The organism is Microbacterium sp. NPDC064942, from assembly GCF_049545525.1.
Classification (GTDB): domain Bacteria; phylum Actinomycetota; class Actinomycetes; order Actinomycetales; family Microbacteriaceae; genus Microbacterium; species Microbacterium gawkjiense.
The window spans coordinates 17399-38595 of the sequence record NZ_JBMWDR010000009.1 but is presented as its reverse complement, the minus strand read 5'-3'; the positions used below and the strand labels follow the sequence as shown (position 1 = coordinate 38595).

At 71.1% G+C, this 21197-nt stretch carries 22 protein-coding genes; 9 read left to right on the top strand and 13 right to left on the bottom strand.

Annotation, left to right across the window (positions count from 1 at the left end; genetic code table 11):
- The first annotated feature begins 47 nt into the window (after window positions 1–47).
- Window positions 48–1358, top strand: a complete 1311-nt coding sequence (locus tag ACPEH2_RS13635) for a DUF4032 domain-containing protein (RefSeq protein ID WP_311285553.1) — start codon at window positions 48–50, stop codon at window positions 1356–1358.
- 6 nt (window positions 1359–1364) lie between these two features.
- On the opposite strand, the gene ACPEH2_RS13630 is transcribed toward ACPEH2_RS13635, so the two are convergent.
- The 3 genes from ACPEH2_RS13630 to cysS are packed head-to-tail and all read right to left on the bottom strand — an operon-like array spanning window position 1365 to window position 4449.
- Window positions 1365–2003, bottom strand: coding sequence for an NAD(P)-dependent oxidoreductase (locus ACPEH2_RS13630; protein WP_359921189.1), 639 nt, complete (start codon window positions 2001–2003; stop codon window positions 1365–1367).
- Window positions 2004–2063: 60 nt separating this feature from the next.
- Window positions 2064–3050: a 23S rRNA (guanosine(2251)-2'-O)-methyltransferase RlmB gene (rlmB, locus tag ACPEH2_RS13625; protein ID WP_359921192.1), complete on the bottom strand. Its 987-nt coding sequence runs from the start codon at window positions 3048–3050 to the stop codon at window positions 2064–2066.
- A complete protein-coding gene (gene cysS / locus ACPEH2_RS13620; protein WP_359921195.1) occupies window positions 3043–4449 on the bottom strand; it encodes a cysteine--tRNA ligase in 1407 nt (468 codons plus the stop codon). Before cysS ends, rlmB begins: the two co-directional genes overlap by 8 nt.
- Before the next feature lie 58 nt (window positions 4450–4507).
- Here cysS and ACPEH2_RS13615 point away from each other — a divergent pair, with 58 nt between their 5' ends.
- A complete protein-coding gene (locus tag ACPEH2_RS13615; protein ID WP_359921198.1) occupies window positions 4508–5434 on the top strand; it encodes an EamA family transporter in 927 nt (308 codons plus the stop codon).
- Between the two features lies 1 nt (window position 5435).
- The gene (locus tag ACPEH2_RS13610; protein WP_359921200.1) at window positions 5436–5903 is read left to right on the top strand and encodes a GNAT family N-acetyltransferase; all 468 of its coding nucleotides are present in this window, start codon (window positions 5436–5438) and stop codon (window positions 5901–5903) included.
- A gap of 9 nt (window positions 5904–5912) precedes the next feature.
- Here ACPEH2_RS13610 and ispD read toward each other — a convergent pair whose 3' ends face one another.
- The 3 genes from ispD to ACPEH2_RS13595 form a co-directional block, all read right to left on the bottom strand.
- Window positions 5913–7103 (bottom strand): 2-C-methyl-D-erythritol 4-phosphate cytidylyltransferase, encoded by a 1191-nt coding sequence (gene ispD, locus ACPEH2_RS13605; protein ID WP_359921202.1) that lies wholly within the window; start codon window positions 7101–7103, stop codon window positions 5913–5915.
- On the bottom strand, window positions 7100–8113 hold the full coding sequence (locus ACPEH2_RS13600; RefSeq protein WP_359921205.1) for an acyltransferase family protein: 1014 nt from the start codon (window positions 8111–8113) through the stop codon (window positions 7100–7102). Before ACPEH2_RS13600 ends, ispD begins: the two co-directional genes overlap by 4 nt.
- Before the next feature lie 286 nt (window positions 8114–8399).
- A complete protein-coding gene (locus ACPEH2_RS13595) occupies window positions 8400–8882 on the bottom strand; it encodes a CarD family transcriptional regulator (RefSeq protein WP_036313590.1) in 483 nt (160 codons plus the stop codon).
- A gap of 134 nt (window positions 8883–9016) precedes the next feature.
- Here ACPEH2_RS13595 and ACPEH2_RS13590 point away from each other — a divergent pair, with 134 nt between their 5' ends.
- Window positions 9017–9502 carry a DNA modification methylase gene (locus ACPEH2_RS13590; protein WP_217531422.1) on the top strand — a complete coding sequence of 162 codons (486 nt, stop codon included), beginning with the start codon at window positions 9017–9019 and terminating at the stop codon, window positions 9500–9502.
- A 60-nt stretch (window positions 9503–9562) separates the two neighbouring features.
- Here ACPEH2_RS13590 and ACPEH2_RS13585 read toward each other — a convergent pair whose 3' ends face one another.
- Together ACPEH2_RS13585 and ACPEH2_RS13580 are read right to left on the bottom strand one after the other, a co-directional pair.
- Complete coding sequence (locus tag ACPEH2_RS13585; protein WP_064003132.1) at window positions 9563–10246, bottom strand: response regulator transcription factor; 684 nt, start codon at window positions 10244–10246, stop codon at window positions 9563–9565.
- The gene (locus ACPEH2_RS13580) at window positions 10243–11430 is read right to left on the bottom strand and encodes a sensor histidine kinase (RefSeq protein WP_359921106.1); all 1188 of its coding nucleotides are present in this window, start codon (window positions 11428–11430) and stop codon (window positions 10243–10245) included. The genes ACPEH2_RS13585 and ACPEH2_RS13580 overlap by 4 nt, the downstream gene beginning before the upstream one ends.
- A 176-nt stretch (window positions 11431–11606) precedes the next feature.
- Between ACPEH2_RS13580 and phoU the strand changes: the two genes are divergently transcribed.
- Complete coding sequence (gene phoU / locus ACPEH2_RS13575; RefSeq protein WP_359921109.1) at window positions 11607–12278, top strand: phosphate signaling complex protein PhoU; 672 nt, start codon at window positions 11607–11609, stop codon at window positions 12276–12278.
- A gap of 67 nt (window positions 12279–12345) precedes the next feature.
- Here phoU and ACPEH2_RS13570 read toward each other — a convergent pair whose 3' ends face one another.
- The gene (locus ACPEH2_RS13570) at window positions 12346–13095 is read right to left on the bottom strand and encodes a phosphoglyceromutase (protein WP_359921112.1); all 750 of its coding nucleotides are present in this window, start codon (window positions 13093–13095) and stop codon (window positions 12346–12348) included.
- A 41-nt stretch (window positions 13096–13136) separates the two neighbouring features.
- Between ACPEH2_RS13570 and ACPEH2_RS13565 the strand changes: the two genes are divergently transcribed.
- Window positions 13137–13961, top strand: a complete 825-nt coding sequence (locus tag ACPEH2_RS13565) for a class I SAM-dependent methyltransferase (RefSeq protein WP_359921115.1) — start codon at window positions 13137–13139, stop codon at window positions 13959–13961.
- A 10-nt stretch (window positions 13962–13971) separates the two neighbouring features.
- Here the strand turns inward: ACPEH2_RS13565 and ACPEH2_RS13560 are convergent, their stop codons facing one another.
- The 4 genes from ACPEH2_RS13560 to ACPEH2_RS13545 form a co-directional block, all read right to left on the bottom strand.
- On the bottom strand, window positions 13972–15036 hold the full coding sequence (locus tag ACPEH2_RS13560; protein ID WP_359921118.1) for an FUSC family protein: 1065 nt from the start codon (window positions 15034–15036) through the stop codon (window positions 13972–13974).
- A 32-nt stretch (window positions 15037–15068) separates the two neighbouring features.
- Complete coding sequence (locus tag ACPEH2_RS13555; protein WP_359921121.1) at window positions 15069–16148, bottom strand: YgfZ/GcvT domain-containing protein; 1080 nt, start codon at window positions 16146–16148, stop codon at window positions 15069–15071.
- Window positions 16145–16750 (bottom strand): FABP family protein, encoded by a 606-nt coding sequence (locus tag ACPEH2_RS13550; RefSeq protein WP_217531428.1) that lies wholly within the window; start codon window positions 16748–16750, stop codon window positions 16145–16147. The genes ACPEH2_RS13555 and ACPEH2_RS13550 overlap by 4 nt, the downstream gene beginning before the upstream one ends.
- A 171-nt stretch (window positions 16751–16921) precedes the next feature.
- Entirely contained in the window at window positions 16922–17212 is a 291-nt protein-coding gene (locus ACPEH2_RS13545) for a hypothetical protein (RefSeq protein WP_217531429.1), read from the bottom strand.
- 117 nt (window positions 17213–17329) lie between these two features.
- On the opposite strand from ACPEH2_RS13545, the gene ACPEH2_RS13540 reads away from it, so the two are divergent.
- From ACPEH2_RS13540 to ACPEH2_RS13530, 3 genes are all read left to right on the top strand, one after another.
- On the top strand, window positions 17330–18016 hold the full coding sequence (locus tag ACPEH2_RS13540) for a response regulator transcription factor (protein ID WP_064003124.1): 687 nt from the start codon (window positions 17330–17332) through the stop codon (window positions 18014–18016).
- 66 nt (window positions 18017–18082) lie between these two features.
- Complete coding sequence (locus ACPEH2_RS13535) at window positions 18083–20251, top strand: RNA degradosome polyphosphate kinase (RefSeq protein ID WP_217531430.1); 2169 nt, start codon at window positions 18083–18085, stop codon at window positions 20249–20251.
- Window positions 20248–21186 carry an NUDIX hydrolase gene (locus tag ACPEH2_RS13530; RefSeq protein ID WP_359921124.1) on the top strand — a complete coding sequence of 313 codons (939 nt, stop codon included), beginning with the start codon at window positions 20248–20250 and terminating at the stop codon, window positions 21184–21186. Before ACPEH2_RS13535 ends, ACPEH2_RS13530 begins: the two co-directional genes overlap by 4 nt.
- The last annotated feature ends 11 nt before the right edge of the window (window positions 21187–21197 follow it).

Here is a 21197-nt window from a genome sequence, read left to right as displayed (position 1 = left end):
GGTCTCCGGACCTCCCGCGCCGCGGCGCGTCAGCCGGAGGTCACCGCGTGGTCCATTCCCTGAGCATCACCGCCAGCAGCGTCGACGCAGGGCTCCTCGCCCTGCCCTGGTCGACCCCGCTCGGCGAGTGGCCGAGCGACGCGATCGTCTCGCTCCCCAAAGGCCTCTCCCGCCACCTCGTGCGATTCGCGAGCCTGTCGGGGCGGGTGATCGCGGTGAAGGAGACGACCGCCGAGATGGCGCGCCGGGAGTACGAGATGCTCGGCTCGCTCGGCCGGCTCGACGTACCCTGCGTGAGTCGGGTGGCGGTCATCGACGGGCGGCGGACGCCCAAGGGCGAGCCGCTCCCGGCCGCGCTCGTCACCGCGCACCTGCGCTTCTCCCTCCCCTACCGCGCCCTGTTCACCCAGGTGCTGCGTCCCGACACGGCGACGCGGCTGGTCGACGCACTGGCAGCCCTGCTCGTGCGCCTGCACAACGTCGGCTTCTTCTGGGGCGACGTGTCGCTGTCGAACACGCTGTTCCGACGGGATGCCGGGGCCTTCGCCGCGTACCTGGTGGATGCCGAGACGGGCGAACTGCACGAGGGCGGCCTCACGCGGGGTCAGCGCGAGCACGACCTCGACGTCGCCCGCACGAACATCGCCGGCGAGATCATGGACCTGGAAGCCGGTGGCCGCCTCGAGGGCGGTGTCGATGCCGTCGCCATCGCCGACGGCATCATGTCCTCGTACCGCTCCCTGTGGAGCGCGCTGACCGAGACCGAGAGCTTCGCCGCGAACGAGACCTGGCGCATCACCGAGCGTGTGCAGCGGCTCAACGGTCTCGGCTTCGACATCGGCGAGATGTCGATCGACGAGACCGCCGACGGCACGAAGGTCCTCATCCAGCCGAAGGTGGTGGATGCCGGCCACCACCAGCGACGTCTGCTCCGCCTGACGGGGCTCGACGTCGAGGAGAATCAGGCGCGGCGCCTGCTCAACGACATGGACGAGTTCGCCGCCCGAGTCTCGCGCCTCGGCAGCGACGAGGAGATGGTCGCGCACGAGTGGCTCACGCGGGTGTTCGAGCCGGTCGTGAAAGCCGTCCCGTGGGAGCTGCGGAGCAAGCTCGAGCCCGCCGAGGTGTTCCACCAGGTGCTGGAGCACCGCTGGTACATGTCGCAGGCGCGCGGCAAGTCGATCCCGATCGCGGAGGTCCTGTCGTCGTACATCGACGACGTCCTCCGTCACCGCCGCGACGAGGCGACCGTGATGGGGCCGCCGACCGAGACGATGGCGGTTCCGGTCGTCACCGCCGATCTGCCCCTCCCCGACGAGGACGACGAGGAGCAGGTCGACTGGCGCGACCTCGTCTGAGCGGGCTCAGTACCCGACGGTGAACCGCTCGTTGCGGTGCTTCGGCGACTCGATCTCGTCGAGGACGGCGATCGCGAAGTCGGCACCGGAGATGAAGGACTCGCCCTTGTCGTCGGTGACGATGACGTCGCCGCCGTCGCGGTACGAGCCGGTGCGCTCCCCCGGCGCCCAGGCGCCGAATCCGCCGGCCGGGTGGATGTAGAACCACTCGCGGCCGGTCGTGTCGGCCTGCAGGTCCTCGAGGATACCGATGGCTTCCATCGCTTCGGGCTTGATCTCGTCGGGGAAGCCGCTGTCGATCACGCGGGGCCCACCCGGGGCGACGAGGCTGCCCCCGGCGCCGCCGACGACACCGACCCGCACGGACAGCGGAAGCTCGCGGATCAGCTCGGTGACGGCATCCCGCATCTTGCCGGCCATGTCACCGCGCGGTGACGTCGCGAACACGACGACCTCGACGCCCTCCAGCTCGGCGACCAGAGCGGGCGCGTCGAGGAGCGTGCCCTCGACGTAGGTCGCACTGTCGACGCGTTCGGCGGGGAGCTTGCGGGCCACGGAGACGACCGTGTGGCCGCGCTCCGCGGCCTCGGCGACGATGTGGCCGCCGGCGTAGCCGGTGCCACCGATCACAGCGATACGGGTCATGGGATGCGTCCTTTCGCAGTCGGTGACGTCAGTCTGGCGCGCGTTCCTGTGCCTGGGCTCTCACTCGGACGCCGCGCGCAGCGTGGCGACCTGATAGAGCGCGACGGATGCGGCAATGCCGGCGTTCAGGGACTCCGTCGCCGCGTTGATCGGGATCGACACGATCTGATCGCACGTCTCGGTGACCAGGCGCGAGAGACCCTTGCCCTCGGAGCCCACGACGATCACGGCGGGGCGGTCGGCGAGCTCGAGCGCGGGCAGGGAGACGTCCCCGCCGCCGTCCAGACCCAGGATGAAGACGCCCTGCTTCTTGAACTCCTTGAGCGTGGTCGTGAGGTTCGGCGCGATGGAGACGGGGATGCGGGCGGCCGCCCCCGCGCTCGTCTTCCACGCGGCGGAGTTCACGCCCGCCGAGCGGCGCTGCGGCAGGATGATCGCCTGCCCGCCGAACGCGGCGGTGGAGCGGATGATGGCACCCAGGTTGCGGGGATCGGTGACGCCGTCGAGGGCGACGAACAGGGGCAGCTGGCCGCGGTCGATGACCTGCTCGAGGAGGTCCTGCGGGTGGGCGTACTCGTACGGCGGCACCTTGAGCGCGACACCCTGGTGCACACCGTCGAACCCGGCCATCCGGTCCAGCTCCTGACGGGTGACCTCGAGGACGGGGATGTCGCGGTTGGTCGCGATCGAGAGCATCTCCTTGACGCGGTCGTCCATCTCGACGCGCTGCGCGATGTAGAACGCGCTCGCGGGGATCTTGGCGCGGAGGGCCTCGAGCACGCTGTTGCGCCCGGTCACAGTCTCGGTGTCGTCACCGGACTTCGCCTTGGGCGCGCGACCGCCCGTGGTCTGGCGGATCTGCGGCTTGCCGCCGGCGGCGATGAACCGCTCCTTGGCGGCCTTGCGCTTCCCGGCGGGGTGCCAGGCGCGGTCCTCGGCCTTGGGGGTCGGGCCGCGCCCTTCGAGCGAGCGCTTGTTCTTGCCGCCGGATCCCTTCGTGGGACCCTTCTTGCCGCGTCCGGCGGACGGGTTGCCTGGCTTAGCCATTGTTCAAACTCCAATGGGTCCCTTCGGGACCGTCTTCGAGGACGACGCCGGCCGCCGCGATCGCGTCGCGGATGCGGTCGGCTGCCGCCCAGTCTTTCGCCGCGCGGGCCTCCGCACGCTGGTCGATCATGGTGGTGATGAGGGCGTCGAGGGCGGCGTCCGCAGCGGCGCCGTAACCGACCGCTGTCGCGGAATCGTCTGCGGGAAGTCCGAGGACCTGCAACATGGCGACGACGCTCCCCCGGTGCGTGATGGCGGTCGCCAGGTCCCCCGCATCGACCGCCGTGTTGCCGCGGCGGACCGTGTCGTGCAGGACCGCGAGAGCCTGCGGCACGCCGAGGTCGTCGTCCATGGCGACCGCGAAGGCCTCCGGGATGCTCCCTGGCTGCAGGACCGACGGCTCGGAACCCGCCGCCCGGAGGACGCGCTGCAGGAACGAGTCGATCCGACCGAGCGCCGCCTCGGCCTCGGCGAACGTCGAGGCGGAGAGGTCCAGATTCGAGCGGTAGTGGGCCGCGAGCAGCGCGTACCGCACCACGACGGGGTCGTTCTCCTCCAGGACGTCCTCGGCGAGCAGGAAGTTGCCGAGCGACTTCGACATCTTCTGGTCGCCGACGGTGACGAGGCCGTTGTGCACCCAGTACCGCGCGAACGGATCACCGGCGGCGGTCGACTGCGCGAGTTCGTTCTCGTGGTGCGGGAAGCGCAGGTCGAGACCCCCGCCGTGGATGTCGAACTCGGGCCCGAGGTAGCGCCGGCTCATCGCCGAGCACTCGATGTGCCAGCCGGGACGGCCCGATCCCCAGGGTGATGCCCATGCGGCATCCGCCGGTTCGCCCTCCTTCGCGCCCTTCCACAGGGCGAAGTCGCGCGGATCGCGCTTGCCGCGCGGATCGGCGTCAGCGGCGGACTCCATCGCGTCGACGGACTGGCGGGTGAGCGACCCGTACGGCGGCCAGGACCGCACGTCGAAGTACACGTCACCTGCCGCGGCGTACGCGTGGCCGGCCTCGATGAGGCGTTCGATGAGTTCCTGCATCTGCGGGATGGATGCCGTCGCCCGGGGCTCGTACGTCGGGGGCAGGATGCCGACCGCGGCATACGCGCGCGAGAACTCGAGTTCCATCCGATACGCCAGCGCCCACCAGGGCTCGTCGTCGGTCGCGTTCGCGAGGACCTTGTCGTCGATGTCGGTGACGTTGCGGACGAACGTGACGCGACCGAACCGGTGGGCGAGCCACCGACGGAGGATGTCGAAGCTCAGCGCCGCGCGGACGTGGCCGATGTGCGGCCCCGACTGGACGGTCGGCCCGCAGACGTACATCGTGACGTTCCCGGGGTCGGCGGGCGCGAAGTCGCGCAGCGCCTGAGCCTGGGAGTCGTAGAGCCGAACCGTCACCGGTCCATGCTACCGGCGGGTGGCGGAGGCACCCGCGTCGAGACGATAGAAAAGGAGGGTGCTGCATCTGCTCGCCGTCCTCGCCGCCGCGCTGCTGTTCGGGACGACGGGAACCGCCAACGCCCTCGGTCCGGACGACGCCTCGACGCTCTCGGTCGGCGTCGCGCGGATGGTGGTCGGCGGCATCGGGCTCGCCGCGCTCGCGTTCCTCCTCGCCGCCCGGTTCCGCCGGCGGACGCCCGACCGGCCGCGCCCCGCGCTCACCTGGCGCCCGCTCGCGCTCATGGCGGCCACGGGGGTCGCGATCAGCCTCTACCAGCCGCTCTTCTTCCTCGGCACCGAGACCAACGGCGTCGCCGTCAGCACCGTGATCGCGCTCGGGTCCGCTCCCGTGCTCGCCGGCATCCTCGAATGGGCGATCTCGCGCCGGGTGCCCTCCGGATTGTGGATGGCGGCCACCGCCCTCGCCGCGGTGGGTGTCGTGCTGCTGGGGATCGGCGGCGGGTCGGGCACGGGTGGTGTCGACGGCGCGGGTCTCGCCGCCGCCGTCGGCGCCGGCGCCTGCTTCGCCGTGATCGCCAACGCGCAGCGGCGCCTGCTCGACGCGGGATGGGACGCCTTCACCGTCGTGGGATCGATGGGTGTCGGGTCGGCCGTCCTGTGCGCCGCGGCGATCCCCTTCGTCGACCTGAGCTGGGCGGCGACGCCGTCCGGGCTCGCGATGGCGCTCTGGCTCGGTCTCGCGACGATCTCCCTCGCCTATGTGCTCTTCACGTGGGGCCTCCAGGGGCTGACGGCGGCGACGGCGGCGACGCTGACCCTCGGCGAACCCCTCACGGCGACGGTGCTCGGCGTGACGGTGCTCGGCGAGGGGCTCTCCCCTCTCGCGGTGACGAGCCTCGTCGTCCTGGCTGCCGGTCTCGTGACGCTCGCCTGGGGGTCGCGGCGACCCCGCGACCCCGCCCCGTTCGCCGTGGAGGCCTGACGTGCCCGCTCCCCTCGACATCCGCCTCGACGACCTCACCGGGCCGGCCAGCACCGCCCTCGTGCGGCAGCACCTCGCCGGCATGCACGCGCAGTCCCCCGCCGAGAGCGTGCACGCCCTCGACGTCGGCGCGCTGCGGCATCCGTCCGTCACCGTCTGGTCGGCGTGGCGGGAGGGCGAGATCGCCGGGATCGGAGCCCTCGCCCGTCTCAGCGCGACGGATGGCGAGCTGAAGTCGATGCGGGTCGCCGACGCCCATCTCGGCACCGGCGTCGGCCGCGCGATCCTGCGTCACATCCTCGCCGCGGCCCGCGCCGACCGCCTCACCCGGGTCTGGTTGGAGACGGGGTCGGATGCCGCGTTCCTCGCCGCGCGCACGCTGTACGCGAGTGAGGGGTTCGTCGAGTGCGAGCCGTTCGGCGACTACCGCCCGGATACCGCCTCGACGTTCATGACGCGAGAGCTCTGAGCCGCCGGGTCACGCCGGGACGACGACGGCGACCGCGAACGCCGCGACGCCCTCTCCGGTACCGGTGAATCCGAGCCCGTCCGTCGTCGTCGCCGAGACCGCGACGGGGGCGCCGAGCGCCTCGGACAGCACCCGCTCCGCCTCCGCGCGCCGCGCGGCGAACCGCGGCCGGTTCGCCTGCACCTGCACGCTGACGTTGCCGATGCGCCATCCCGCCTCTCCGGCGAGCGCGCGGGTGCGGGCGAGGAACGCCGCGGCGTGCGCACCGGCGTACTCGGGCTGGTCCGTGCCGAAGTGCGTGCCGATGTCGCCGAGCCCCGCAGCGGCCAGCACCGCGTCGACGATCGCGTGCGCGACGGCATCCCCGTCGGAGTGCCCGTGGAGTCCCGGCTCCCCCGGCCACTCCAGGCCGGCGAGCCACAGCGTGCCGTCGCCGCCGAAGGCGTGGACATCGGTACCGATCCCGACCCGCGGGATCGCGACCGGCGCCGCGGGGACGACCGGCGGGATCGGCGAGACGAGCCCGCGTGCCCGGTCGAGGTCGGCCGACGTCGTGATCTTGAACGCCCGCTCGTCGCCGGGGACGGTGCGCACGACCGTGCCGGCGGCCTGCAGCAGGGCGGCGTCGTCGGTGTGGTCGGCCGTGGCATCCCGATACGCGTCGTCGAGGACGGCGCGACGGAAGCCCTGCGGGGTCTGCGCCGCGGCGAGGACCGACCGGTCCACCGGCTCGACGACCGTGTCGGCGTCGATCCGCTTCAGGGTGTCGACGACGGGCAGCACGGGGATGACGGCGTCCGCCCCCGCGGCGACCGCGTCGATCACGCGGGCGAAGACCTCGGGCGGGGTGAGCGCGCGGGCGGCGTCGTGGACGAGGACGATCTCGACGTCGGGCCAGACCGCGGCCAGTCCCGCCGCGACCGACGCCTGCCGGGTCGCGCCGCCGGCGACGACCGAGACCAGGTCACCCCGATCACCGGCGGCCTCGTGGGCCTCGGTCGTGGCGTCGCCGACGCGGTCGGCCGGTGTGACGACGACCACCTGGGCCTGCCGAGCCGCGAACACGCCGCGCAGCGCGTGACGCAGGATCGTGTGCGCATCGATCCCCACGAACGCCTTGGGCGCGTCGGCCCCGAGCCGGGTGCCCGACCCCGCGGCGACGACGATGACGGTCACACGGGGAACGGGGATGATGCTCATGCCTCCGAGCGTACCGACGCGTGTGCCAGCGGGCGGCGCCGCAGGAGGAACACGGCGACCGCCAGCAGCACCGCACCCCCGACGGCGATGGGCAGGTCGAGGAACCACTCCATCACCGCGAACGGCGGGACGAACGCGCACACCCAGGCGAGGGCCACGACCGCGCGGGGCGGTGTCGGCCCGAGCGTGCCGAGGGCCTCCCACCGTGCGATGGCGAGGGAGAGCAGGAGCAGGACGGCCAGCACGACGACGAAGAGGATCGGCCGCGACCACCACCAGGCCTCGGACGCCGGTGCCGGGGCCGCCCCGGGGATGAGCAGGCTGACGCCGGTGAGGGCCAGCATCACCGGCAGGTGCCAGAGGTAGATCGTCATGAGCCGGGACCCGAGGACGAAGACGGCCCCCTGCATCGCGCGGAGCGACATGAGGCGCGCGAGAGCCGGCTTGAGCAGTCGCAGCAGGCACGCCTGGGCGATCCCGAGGACCACGAGCGGCACCGTCGGCGGATTGAGGTTACCGAGCATGCTGGTCGAGTACGGTCCGACCGCCGTCAACGGCCACAGGAGCAGATAGCAGGCGGCCGCGATGCCGGCGAGGGTGAGCGGATGCCGCCGGTCGAACCATCCGTCGGCGTACCAGAACCCGAACTGCTGCACGAGGGGCCAGACGAACAGCAGGTTCAGCAGGCCGACCTCTTCGACACCCGACGAGAATCGCACCACGTCGACCGCGATGACCCCCAGGGCGAGGACGACGAGCGTCGCCGCCGGGCGGCGGGCGTGGCAGGCCGCGAGGAACGGGACCGCCGCCTGACAGAGCAGATACGCCGCGAGGAACCACAGCGGCGACCCGGCGCCCACGGCGGCATCCGACACGAGCTGCGCCGGCAGACCGGCCGCCGTGGCGACGCCGAGGACGACCGCGAAGAAGACGAAGAGGGGCAGGGCGGGCTGCGCGAGACGGAGCGTGCGCGTGCGGATGAAGCCGGCGGCATGATCTGCCCGATCCACGTCGCCGCATCGAACCACGGCTGCTGTTCGGCGGGGCGGGATGCGACGAGACCGCCGTCGGGTCCGGGTCCGATGCCCACCTGCACGAGGTGCACGACGATGACGAACAGGACGCAGACGACCCGGGCGAGATCGAGGGTGAGGTCCCGCCGCGACAGGTCGACGGCGGCGGGTGCGGCGCGGGCGGTCACGGCCTCATCATGCCGCGCATCGCCGGGACGCACGCATGCCGTCCCGCGGCAAACGAAGAACGGCCGGCTGAGCAGCCGGCCGTTCTTTCGTGGTCTCAGGAGGCGAGGACCTCGTCGAGGACGCTGGACGCCTTCTCCTCGTCGGCCTTCAGTGCCAGCGCGATCTCGGAGATGAGGATCTGCCGCGCCTTCGCCAGCATCCGCTTCTCACCCGCGGAGAGCCCGCGGTCCTGGTCGCGGCGCCACAGGTCGCGCACGACCTCGCTCACCTTGATGACGTCACCCGACGCGAGCTTCTCGAGGTTCGCCTTGTAGCGACGCGACCAGTTGGTCGGCTCCTCGGTGAAGGGTGCGCGCAGGACGTCGAAGACCTTCTCGAGCCCGTCCTTGCCGATCACGTCGCGGACGCCCACGAGATCGACGTTGTCCGCAGGGACCTCGATGATGAGGTCGCCCTGGGTGACGTTGAGCTTCAGGTATTTCTTCGTCTCTCCCTTGATGACGCGATCCTTGACCTCGATGATGGTCGCAGCGCCATGGTGCGGATAGACGACGGTTTCGCCAACCTCAAAAAGCATGCAGTTGTGTCCTTTCGGCAACCTCCAGAATACCACAGGCGACATACGCTAGAGTTCGCCGCCCCCTCCGCCCGGTCCCGCCGTCGTGACCCCATAGGATGAGAGGGCCGCCGTTCGTGTCATCTGGAGGATCCGTGAAATCGCGTCTCATCGCGTCCCTCGCCCTGGGCGCCGCCGTCGTTCTGGGAACCACGGGCTGCAACATGCTGGCCCCGCAGGCGACGACCATCCAGTACTCGGCGTCCGACGGCGTCAACATCCCCGAGTCCGGGCCGCTGAAGGTCCGGAACGCCATGATCATCGCCAACGAGGACGGCTCGCTGGGCAACCTCATCGCCGGCATCGTCAACGACACCGATGAGGACCTGGTCCTCAACGTCACCGTCGGCGACCAGCCGCAGCGCGTCGACGTCCCGGCGAACAGCACCGTCAGCCTCGGCGTGACGCAGGCTCCGCTCCTGTTCGACGACACCGGCAAGCCCGGCTCCGACGTCGAGGTCTCGTTCCAGTCGGGCGAGGGCGAGGGCGTCCGCGTCGCCGTCCCGATCCTCGACGGCACGCTCCCCTACTACACCGAATTCGTCCCGACGCCCGCCGCGACGGCGACGACCACCGGCTGACACCCCTCGACGACGAAGGCCCCCACCGCGAGGTGGGGGCCTTCGTCGTCGAGGGGGCGCTCAGGCCTCGAAGCGGTAGCCGAGTCCGCGGACGGTCAGCAGCATGACGGGGTCGCTCGGGTTCGTCTCGATGCGCGAGCGGATGCGCTTGATGTGGACGTCGAGCGTCTTCGTGTCGCCGAAGTAGTCGCTCCCCCACACCCGGTCGATGAGCTGCCCGCGCGTCAGCACGCGGCCGGCGTTGCGCATGAGCAGTTCGAGGAGCTCGAACTCCTTGAGCGGCATCGAGATCTCCTTACCGTCGACGGCGACCGTGTGCCGGTCGATGTCGAGGGTGACGCGACCGCCCTGGATGATGCGGTCGTCGACGTCGAGCTCGTCGCTGTCCGCACGGCGCAGCACGGCGCGCATGCGGGCGAGCAGCTCACGCGAGGAGTAGGGCTTCGTGATGTAGTCGTCGGCGCCGAGTTCGAGCCCCACGACGATGTCGACCTCGCTGTCCTTCGCGGTCAGCATGATGATCGGCACCTTGGACGTCTGCCGGATGACGCGGCACACCTCAGTGCCCGGCATCCCGGGCAGCATGAGGTCGAGCAGGACGATGTCGGCGCCGCGCGACGTGAACGCGTCGAGGGCCAGGCCGCCGTCCTCGGCGATCTCTACCTCGAACCCCTCCCGTCGCAGGAGGTAGGCGAGGGGGTCTGCGAGGTCGGGCTCGTCTTCGACGATCAGGACTCGGGTCATGAGGCTTTCCTTCTGCTGGGCGCCTTCGCGCCGATCTTCTTCTTCTTGGGCTTGCGGGTGGTGGACGTGTCGACGGCGGCGAGGGGCAGGCGGATCGTGAAGGTCGACCCGCGGCCGGGGCGCGACCAGAGGTCGACCGACCCGCCGTGGCGCTGGACGGCGTGCTTGACGATCGCGAGCCCGAGTCCCGTGCCACCGGTGCGCCGGGACCGGGCCTGGTCGGCGCGGTAGAAGCGCTCGAAGATGCGCTGCTGGTCCTCTTCGGGGATGCCGATGCCATGGTCGGCCACGGCGATCTCGACCGCGCCGTCGGCCTCCCGCACACCGACCCCCACCTGCGCTCCGGGCGGCGAGTAGGCGATGGCGTTGGCGAGCAGGTTGCTGACCGCCTCGGTGAGGATCTGGCGGTCGCCGCGGACGAACAGGCCGCGGTCGCCCCCGCGGGCGACGCTGATCTCGGCGGACTCCGCCGACACCGCGAGCGACTCGATCGCCGCCCGGACCACCTCGTCCACCGAGACGTCGCGCATCTCGGAGATCTCGTCGGCGGACTGCAGGCGGGAGAGGTTCATGATGCGGGAGGTCAGCTGCCCGAGGCGGGTCGCCTCGGCGCTCAGACGCCTGACGAAGTGACGCACCTGTTCGGGGTCGTCGGCGGCGGACTCGATCGCCTCGGCGAGGAGGGTGACGGCGCCGACGGGGGTCTTGAGCTCGTGCGAGGTGTTCGAGACGAAGTCGCGCCGCATCTGCTCGACGCGCTCGCGCTCGGTGATGTCGCGGATGACGATGAGGGTGAGACGCGGGGTGATGACGCTCGCCCGCGCGGCCACGACGCGCGGCTCGACGCCGCGGTTGAGCGTCATGTTCTCGGTCGCGGGGAGCCCCGTCTGGCGGGCGCCGCGCACGAGGACGCGCAGCCGCTCGGCGTCGAGGCTCTCGTTCACCCGCAGCGAGAAGACCTCCGCCGTCGCGGAGACGGCGAGGACGAGCATCGACGGATCGACGACGACGGCCGCGTCGTCCATGGCCTGCAGAACGGATGCCGTGCCCTCGGGGAGCTCGGTCGAGGTCACGAGCCGGGTGCGCTCCCGCGATCGCGCCGCATAGAACACGAGCGCGGCCGCACCACCGCCGACCAGGAGCCCCACGACGAGCGCCAGCAGCTCGAGCTGCGTCGAATCCATGACCCCAGCGTAGGGTGGGCACACCCCCGCCATCGGACGGAAATCGGCCCGTAGGTCAGTCACCGCCGACTGTTCACCGTGTCGGCACCGACCGTTAACCTGAGCGCGGGAGGATCGCCGAGGTCTCTGCGCGACAGTCGCGCCCCTCACCCGCCCGCACGAAGAGAAGGTGCTCCATGCGCGAAGTTTTCCACCAGTCCCTCGAGGACGTGCAGACCCGTCTCGTCGAGATCTCCGAACTCGTCACCGTCGCCATTGAGAAGGCCACCCGGGCCTTCGCCACGAGCGACGTCGCCCTCGCCGAAGACGTCATCGACAACGACCAGGTCATCGATGACAAGGCCATCGAGCTCGACGAGCTCGCCATCGAGATCCTCGCGCGCCAGCAGCCCGTCGCGCGCGACCTGCGCATCGTCGTCGCGGCGCTGCGCGTGAGCGCCTCGCTCGAGCGCATGGGCGACATCGCCGAGCACATCGCCCAACTGACGCGGATGCGCTTCCCCGAGCGGGCGGTCCCGAAGGGACTGAAGAACACGTTCACGAAGATGGGCGAGATCGACACCGAGGTCGCCCGCACCCTGGCCGACCTGCTGCGCACCGAGGACCTGTCGCTCGTGAGCCGCCTGCACGAGCTCGACGACCAGCTCGACGCACTGCACCTCGCGGTGTTCGAGAAGGTCCTGAGCGACAACTGGCAGGGCGAGGCATCCGCCACCGTCGACGCCACGCTGGCCTCCCGCTACCACGAGCGCTTCGGCGACCACGCCCTGTCGGTCGCCAAGAAGGTGTCGTACCTCGCGACCGGAACCTGGGCCGCCGACTCCGAGGGCGTCGACCTCGAGGTCTGAGCCGCCGCAACGACGAAGAGCGGATGCCGGGAGGCATCCGCTCTTCGTGTTCCCGGCGTAAGGCGGGTTACTTCTTGCCCTGCGAGGCGACCGCGGCGGCGCCGGCAGCGGCGGCGTCGGGGTCGAGGTACTCGCCCGGTCCGATCGGGACGAGGTTCTCGTCGAGGCGGTACACGAGCGGGATGCCGGTGGGGATGTTGAGCTCGGCGATGTCGTCGTCGCTGATGCCGTCGAGGTGCTTCACGAGCGCGCGCAGCGAGTTGCCGTGCGCGGTCACCATGACGGTCTTGCCCGTCTTCAGGTCGGGGACGATCTCGCCCTCCCAGTAGGGCAGCAGGCGGTCGATGACGATCTTCAGCGACTCGGTGCGGGGCACCTCGCCGTCGATGCCCTCGTAACGCACGTCGCCGACCTGCGTGTACGGGTCGTCGTCGGAGATGTCCGGCGGCGGGACGTCGAACGAGCGACGCCAGAGCATGAACTGCTCCTCGCCGAACTCCTCGAGGGTCTGCGCCTTGTCCTTGCCCTGCAGGGCGCCGTAGTGGCGCTCGTTGAGGCGCCACGACCGCTTGACCGGCACCCACAGGCGGTCGGCCGCGTCGAGGGCGATGTTCGCGGTCTGGATGGCGCGGGACAGGAGCGAAGTGTGCAGGATGTCGGGCAGCAGACCCGACTCCTTGATCAGCTCGCCGCCGCGCTGGGCCTCGGCCTTGCCCTGATCGGTGAGACGGACGTCCACCCACCCGGTGAACTGGTTCGACTTGTTCCACTCGCTCTGGCCGTGCCGGAGGAGGATCAAGGTGTAGGGGGCTGTCATGCCCGCAATCCTACCGGCGCGGCGGGTGCGATCATGGGGGCATGACGCGCTCCGATCCTGTCGTCGGACAGGTGACCCGGGGGACGACGAACACCAACCGCCTGCGCCGCGTCGACCGCTGGATCGCGCGGCATCCGGTGCTGCGCCGGACCGCCGATCCGCTCGTGGTGGATCTCGGCTACGGCGCGAGCGGGGTGACCGCGTTCGAGCTCGAAGCCCGGCTGCGGCGGGCGCGCCCGGACGTCGAGGTGCTGGGGCTGGAGATCGAGCCGGCCCGCGTGGAGCGCGCCCGCGCGCAGCTCGCGCTGATCCGTGCGGGGGCGGGGGTGTTCGCCGCGGATGCGCGCGTGTCGTTCGCGCGCGGCGGGTTCGAGGTGCCGGTGCCGGACGGGCGCCGCCCGGCGGTGATCCGCGCGTTCAACGTCCTGCGTCAGTACGACGAGGCCGACGTGCCCGCGGCGTGGGAACGGATGGCGTCGCGCCTGCGCCCGGACGGCATGCTCGTCGAGGGCACGTGCGATGAGCTCGGCCGGATCTCGACCTGGATCGAGATCGGACCGGATGCCGCGCCCCGCACGCTCACGATCTCGTTGCGGCTCGCGGGGCTCGACTCCCCCGCCGTCGCCGCCGAGCGGCTGCCGAAGGCGCTCATCCACCGCAACATCCCGGGCGAGCGGGTGCACGAGGTCCTCGACGCCCTCGATCGGGAGTGGACGCGGGCGGTCGCCGCGTCGTCGTTCGGCCCGGTCCAGCGGTGGCGCGCCGCCCTCGACGCGCTCGTCGCGGCGGGGTGGCCGATCGGCGGGCGGAGCCGGTGGCGACTGGGCGAGTTCACGGTGCCGTGGGAGGCCGTCGCGCCCCGATGAGCGGGGCGCGTCACACCCGCGGGAGCAGCGCGCGGGCTTCGTCGGGGCGCAGGCCCGTCGCGCACAGCAGGTCGGTCGCGAGCGGCCGCAGCGCCGTGATGAGGGTCTGGTCGCCGAGCGATCCGTCGGGGACGAGGGCGATCGGGTCGAGGCGGGCCGCCACCGCAGTGAGTACCTCGCGCGCCGCCGGCTCGTGCGAGATGTCGGTCAGCGACGAGGCCACGAGGTTCGCGCCGCGCACGAGCTCGAGGAGCAAATCGGCGGCGACATCGCGCTCGCGACCGTCGTCGCTCAGGTAGACGGCGCGCCGGGCGACGACGCGCAGGTTGCGCACCGCGAGGTCCATGGCCTGCCGCATCCGCTCGAAACGTTCGAGCTCGAAGCGCTGGCGGCGGAGGAACGGCGAGATGCGGGCGATCGCCGCGCCCGACTCGACCGAGACCCGCCAGTCGTCGACGCGGCCATGCAGCTCGCGCGCCTTCTCGAGCCCGCGCTCGGCGCGCACGCGGCTGCCACGACGCAAGCCCTGCGCGACGGTGCCGGCGGCGCCCTCGAAGGCAGCGAAGAGGCGCGTCGCGTCGGCCAGGGCGGTGCGGAGCGGGCTGCGCGGGATGAGGGCGGTGACGAGCAGCGCCATCGCTCCGCCGATGAGGGCGTCGAGCAGTCGCAGGAACGGGGTCTGCGAGGGGACGACGACCACGATGATCGACTGGATCGCCGCGGCGATCGCGAAGCCCGCCTGCGGCGAGACGAACCGCGCGATCGACAGGCTCACCCCGAGGGTGAGGGCGAGCTGCCACCACCCGCTGCCGGCCGCGAAGACGACCAGCTCGGCGACGAAGACGCCCAGCACCATACCGATGACGGTCTCGAACACCCGCCACGGTCGGGCGTCGCGGACGAGACCGAGGCTCGAAATGGTGACGGTCGCCGCGATCAGCGGAGCCGGGTGCCCCAGTCCGTAGTGCGCGATCGAGAACGCGGCGCTCGCCGCGACCACGAGCTGCACGATCGCGACGGCGGACCCGCGCAGTCGCGCCCAGCCCTCGCGCGGATACCTCCGGGCGGTGGGCACCGGAACCGTGGTGGTCGGTTCGGGCGCCATCGTCAGCGGCGCTGCGACAGACGCGGCAGACGCGGGACGGATGCCGCACGCCCGGCATCCGGCGGAACGACGACCTCCTGCGCCGCGGCGATCTCGCCGTCCGTGACGGCCACGGTCAGCGCCGCGTCGACGGGGACGGACCGCTTCACGATCGCGAGGGCGATGGGGCCCTCCTCGTGGTGGCGGGCGACGGAGGTGATCGCTCCGACCTCGGCGCCGTCGAGGCGGACCGGTGCGCCCGGGTCGGGCAGCTCGGCATCCGAACCGTCGAGCTGCAGCGCGACAAGGCGACGCGGCGGGTGCCCGAGGTTGTGCACCTTGGCGACGGTCTCCTGCCCGCGGTAGCAGCCCTTGTCGAGGTGGACGGCCGTGCGCAGCCAGTCGACCTCGTGCGGGAGGGTCCGGCCGTCGGCCTCCGCGGCGGCGCGGGGACGCCACGCGGCGACGCGCAGCGCGTCGACGGCGAGGTGACCGGCCAGGCGGACGTCGCCGCGGACGGCGGCGGCGGCGAGCTCGTCGAGCGTGGCCCGTGGCACGATCGCCTCGGCCCAGTCGCGCTCGGCACCGGGGTGCGGTTCGACCGGGGAGTATCCCCACCCACCCGGGCTCACGCGGGGCCACGGGTCGCGCCACACGACGGCGGCGCCCAGGGCGTCGACAGCGGCGGCGGTTCCGCCGACGACGGCGTGGTCGGCGGCGTCCTGCGGGTCGACGCGCAGGCGGAATCGCATCCGCGTCAGCCAGGTCAGCAGCGCGTCAGCGCGGTCGTGGTCGACGATGAGCCACGTGCGCTCCCCGTCGTCCACGACGGATGCCGCGTGCTCGACGTGCCCCTGCGGGTCGAGGACGAGCAACTCGGTGCCGACTCCGGGCGCGAGGGTCGTCAACGCCTGCGAGGTGATGGAGTCGAGCCACGAGAGCCGGTCCTCGCCGGAGACGGTGAGGACGGCGCGGTCCGCAAGGGGCGCGACCGCGGCCCCGCTCGCGAGGTCGCGCTGCTCCCGCACCGGGTTGCCGAGGTGGGCGAGCCCGCGGTCATCGAGGACGGCACCGGGCACGGCCGCGAAGGCGTCGGCGGTCATTGGACCCTCGTGAGTCGAGCGGAGGCGTGGGACGACAGGTCCGAGCCGAGCGCGGCGATGTCCCACGCCCACAGCAGGTGCCCGTCGACGAGCCCGTACATCCGGGTCGCGGCGCCGTACTCCTTGGCGCCCGCGGGGCGGACGATCGCGTCGGTGGCGATGTCGATGCGCGGACCGCGCACCTGGCCGAGGTAGAGCTCGCTGATGCCGTCGGAGTGCACGAGCGCGACCTCGATCTCGAAGCCGTCCTCCGCCGTGCGGAGAGCCTCGACGTCGTGCACCGTGCGCGCGTCGACGCGGGGTGCGAGGGCCGGCAGCAGCGCGGGCCCGGGATCCTGCTCGGTCGCGGGGCGGGACAGCCGCCAGTACCCGGTCTCGGCGACGAGGTCGCGGCGGCGGTCTTCGGCATCCTCGAACCAGGCGGTCGCCGCGTAGTTCAGGGCGTCGCCACCGTCATGGCTGAAGCTCACGCGGTGGGAGAACTCGCCCGACATCGTGCGACCCTGCGCGTCGTACTCGAGGACGCCGGTGCCCTCCCACACGCCGAGGAGCCAGGAGAGCGGGACCAGATCAGCCGGAAGGTCGGTCGGCAGATCGATCACGATGTCAGCGCTGACCGCGGTAGAGGTTCCAGACGACGACGCCGGACACGAACGCGATCGCGAGCGATGCGAGGCCGAGCAGCCCGACGAAGAAGAGTTCGAGTGCGACGAGATCCATGCCGTCCACTTTAGCGGCCGGGAGCGGGCTCCCGGTCGGCGGATGCCGGTGGATCAGCTCGCGAAGAGTTCGGCGAGCGCGAAGCCGGCGCCGATGAGTCCCATCACCAGCATCGCGCCGAGGACGCTCGCCGAGATGCGCATGATGAACCCCTGCGACCGCCCCGACGCCAGCTGCACCGCGAAGGCGAGGAAGAAGCAGAATCCGAAACCGACCAGCAGCCACGCACCGCGCCAGTCGGGCTCGACGAACACGCCGACGGCGAGGGCGACGAGAGCGGCGGCCACCCAGACCGCGATCACTCCGGCGGCCCGTCGACGAGGGAGGATCTCGGGCGCGGTCATGGTCCCTATTGTGACGCACCGGCGCGGGGCCCGCACGGCGGCGAGCCCGCGTCGCGGCGGCCGCGGGGCGAGCCCCTAAGATGAGACCGGTTCCGAGTCCGCACCGGAGGGTCCCCCTTGGCACAGTTGCTCGTCCTGAGCTCCGCCGCCGGCGGCGACTCCGTCCTGCCCTCCCTCGAACTGCTCAGCCACCGGGTCCGCCAGATCCCCGCCGAGGCGGCACAGCTGGTGAACGCCCCCAATGCGGACATCGTGTTCGTCGACGCCCGTAAGGACCTCGTCGCCGCGAAGTCGCTCTGCAAGATCCTGACGACGACGGGTCTCGACGCGCCGCTTCTGCTGGTCGTCACCGAGGGCGGACTCACCGCGGTCTCCCCCGACTGGGGCATCGACGACGTCGTCCTCGTCGGCGCAGGCCCCGCCGAGGTCGATGCCCGCATCCGCCTCGCCATCGGACGCGTGTCGAAGGAGCAGGTCTCCACCCGCATCCAGACCTCCGGCATCACGATCGACGAATCCTCCTACTCGGCGAAGGTGCACGGTCGCCCGCTCGACCTCACCTACAAGGAGTTCCAGCTGCTTCACTTCTTCGCGACGCACCCCTCGCGGGTCTTCACCCGCGAACAGCTGTTGAGCGAGGTGTGGGGCTACGACTACTTCGGCGGCACCCGCACGGTCGACGTGCACGTGCGCCGGCTGCGCGCGAAGCTCGGGGACCTCGAGCAGCTCATCGGCACCGTGCGAAACGTCGGCTACCGCTTCAACGTCTACGAGGACGAGCAGCTGCCGGGCTCCTCCGCCTGAGTCGGATGCCGCGGCATCCGTCGCCACGTTAACGCACACGTCACCGTCCCCTGCAATGATGTGGGGATGATCGACACCCAGGTTCACGACTCCGGACTGGGCGACGCGGACGACGACGACTTCGACGACGTCGTCGAAGCGTACGACTCGCAGCTGCCCGACAACCGCTACCTCGACCGCGAGCTCAGCTGGCTCGCGTTCAATCAGCGCGTGCTGGAGCTCGCGGAGGATCCGAACCTGCCGACGCTGGAGCGCGCGAACTTCCTCGCGATCTTCGCGAGCAACCTCGACGAGTTCTTCATGGTGCGCGTCGCGGGGCTCAAGCGCCGCATCCTCACCGGGCTGGCCGTGCCGACCAACGTCGGCCGCGCTCCCCTCGATGTGCTGACCGACCTCGCAACAGCGGCGCACGCACTGCAGGAGCGTCACGCGGCGGTGTGGTCCGAGCAGGTCCGCCCGGCCCTCGCCGACGCGGGCATCGAGGTCGTCTCCTGGGCCGAGCTGTCGGACCCCGAGCGGAGCACGCTCTACGACTACTTCTCGGCGCAGGTCTTCCCGGTACTCATGCCGCTCGCCGTGGACCCCGCCCACCCGTTTCCCTACATCTCGGGTCTGTCGCTGAACCTCGCCGTGCGCATCCGCAACGCGCGCACCGGCCGTCAGGAGTTCGCCCGTCTGAAGGTGCCGCCCATGCTCCCCCGCCTCATCGAGGTGGCGAAGAACGGCTCCACCGTGCGGTACCTGCCGATCGAGGAACTGATCTCCGAAAACCTCGCCGACCTGTTCCCGGGGATGGAGATCCTCGAGCATCACACGTTCCGCCTCACGCGCAACGAGGACGTCGTGATCGAGGAGGACGAGACCGAGAACCTCATCCAAGCGCTGGAGGCCGAGCTCCTGCGCCGCCGCTTCGGCCCGCCGATCCGCCTCGAGATCACCGAGGACATGGACGAGGTGACCCTCTCGCTGCTGCTCGACGAGCTCGACATCACCGAGAACGACGTCTACCGGCTGCCGGCTCCCCTCGACCTGCGCGGGCTCTTCTCGCTGTCGCAGATCGAGCGCCCCGACCTGCGCTACCCCGCGCACGTGCCGAAGACCTCGACGCCGTTCCAGCCGGCGGAGCAGAACGGGCGCGCCGACATCTTCGCGGCCATCCGCAAGGAGGACGTCCTCGTCCACCACCCGTACGAATCGTTCACCACGAGCGTCGTGTCGTTCCTGCAGCAGGCCGCGCGCGACCCGCACGTGCTCGCGATCAAGCAGACGCTGTACCGCACCTCGGGCGACAGCCCCATCGTCGAGGCGCTCATCGACGCGGCCGAGAACGGCAAGCAGGTCCTCGCGCTCGTCGAGGTGAAGGCCCGCTTCGACGAGGCGGCCAACATCGTGTGGGCGCGCAAGCTCGAGAAGGCCGGCGTGCACGTCGTCTACGGGCTCGTGGGCCTGAAGACCCACTGCAAGCTCCTTCACGTGATCCGCGAGGAGGACGGCGTCCTCCGCAGCTACAGCCACATCGGGACGGGCAACTACAACCCGAAGACGAGCCGCATCTACGAGGACTACGGCCTGTTCACCGCGAACGAGCAGGTCGGTCGCGACCTGACCCGCCTCTTCAACGAGCTGAGCGGCTACGCGATCGAGAAGAAGTTCAAGCGGCTTCTCGTGGCCCCGCTCCACCTGCGCAAGGGCCTCCTCCGTCACATCGACGGCGAGCGCCGCAACGCGCTGGCCGGCAAGCCCGCCCACGTGCGCATCAAGGTCAACTCGATGGTCGACGAGCAGATCATCGACGCCCTCTACCGCGCCAGCCAGGCCGGGGTGAAGGTCGACGTGTGGGTGCGTGGCATCTGCTCGCTGCGCTCGGACCTGCCGGGGGTCAGCGACAACATCACGGTGCGCTCGATCCTGGGGCGCTACCTCGAGCACTCCCGCATCTTCACGTTCCACAACAACGGCGACCCGCAGGTCTTCATCGGCAGTGCCGACATGATGCACCGCAACCTCGACCGCCGCGTCGAGGCGCTCGTGCGGGTGACCGAGCCCGCGCACGTGAACGAGTTGATCTCGCTGTTCGAGCTGGCGATGTCCGACACCACGAGCTCGTGGCACCTCGGCGCCGAGGGCGAGTGGACGCGGCACCATCTGGATGCCGAGGGCAACCCGCTCGTCGATCTGCAGGAGAAGACGATGTCGCAGGTGCTCCGCCGCCGGCGGGCGCGGGCGGTGCGATGACGGAGACCGCGGTTTACGCCGCGGGCGGCGTCGTCTGGCGGATGGTGGACGGCAAGCTGCTGGTGCTGGCGATCCACCGCACGAAGTACCGCGACATCACCCTGCCCAAGGGCAAGGTCGATCCCGGTGAGTCCCTCGCCGAGACGGCCGTGCGCGAGATCTTCGAGGAGACCGGCATCCGTGTCCACCTCGGGGTGCCCGTCGGGATCTCGAAGTACCGCCTGCCGAGCAAGCGGACGAAGATCGTCCACTACTGGAGCACCGAGGCGACCGAGGAGGCGATCCGCGGATCGTTTTTCGTGCCGAACCGCGAGATCGCCGCGATCGAATGGCTCACCCCGAAGAAGGCGCTCGAACGGCTGAGCTATCCGGTCGACGTCGAGATCCTCGAGAACTTCCTGCGCCTCGTCGACGACGGCGTGCTCGCGACCTTCCCCGTCGTCGTGCTGCGTCACGGCAAGGCGACTCCCCGCGAGGACTGGAAGGGGAAGGATTCCGCCCGCCCCCTCACCGACCGCGGCAAGCGCCAGGCGAAGGCGGCCGTCGGGCCGTTGCGGGCGTTCGGCATCCGTCGGGTCGTCTCGAGCGACGCAGTCCGCTGCGTCGACACCGTGGCACCGCTCGCGAAGGCGCTGGGCCGCGACATCCGTCGGACCGAGCTGATCTCGCAGGATGCCTGGGAGGAAGGGCGCGCGGATGTGCGCGCCGTCGTCGGCAAACGCGTGAGGTCGCGGAAGGCCGCTGTGCTGTGCTCGCACCGACCGGTGATCCCCACGATCATGAGCGAGCTGGCGCTGGCGACCGGGAGCCTGAAGGGCTCGTACATCGAGAGCGCCGCCGACCTCGAAGTCGGCGGGTTCTCCGTCGCGCACCTGTCGGCGACGAACCCCGGCTCGGGCATCGTGGCGATCGAGACGCATCCCCCGAAGGTGTGAATCGGCTGAGC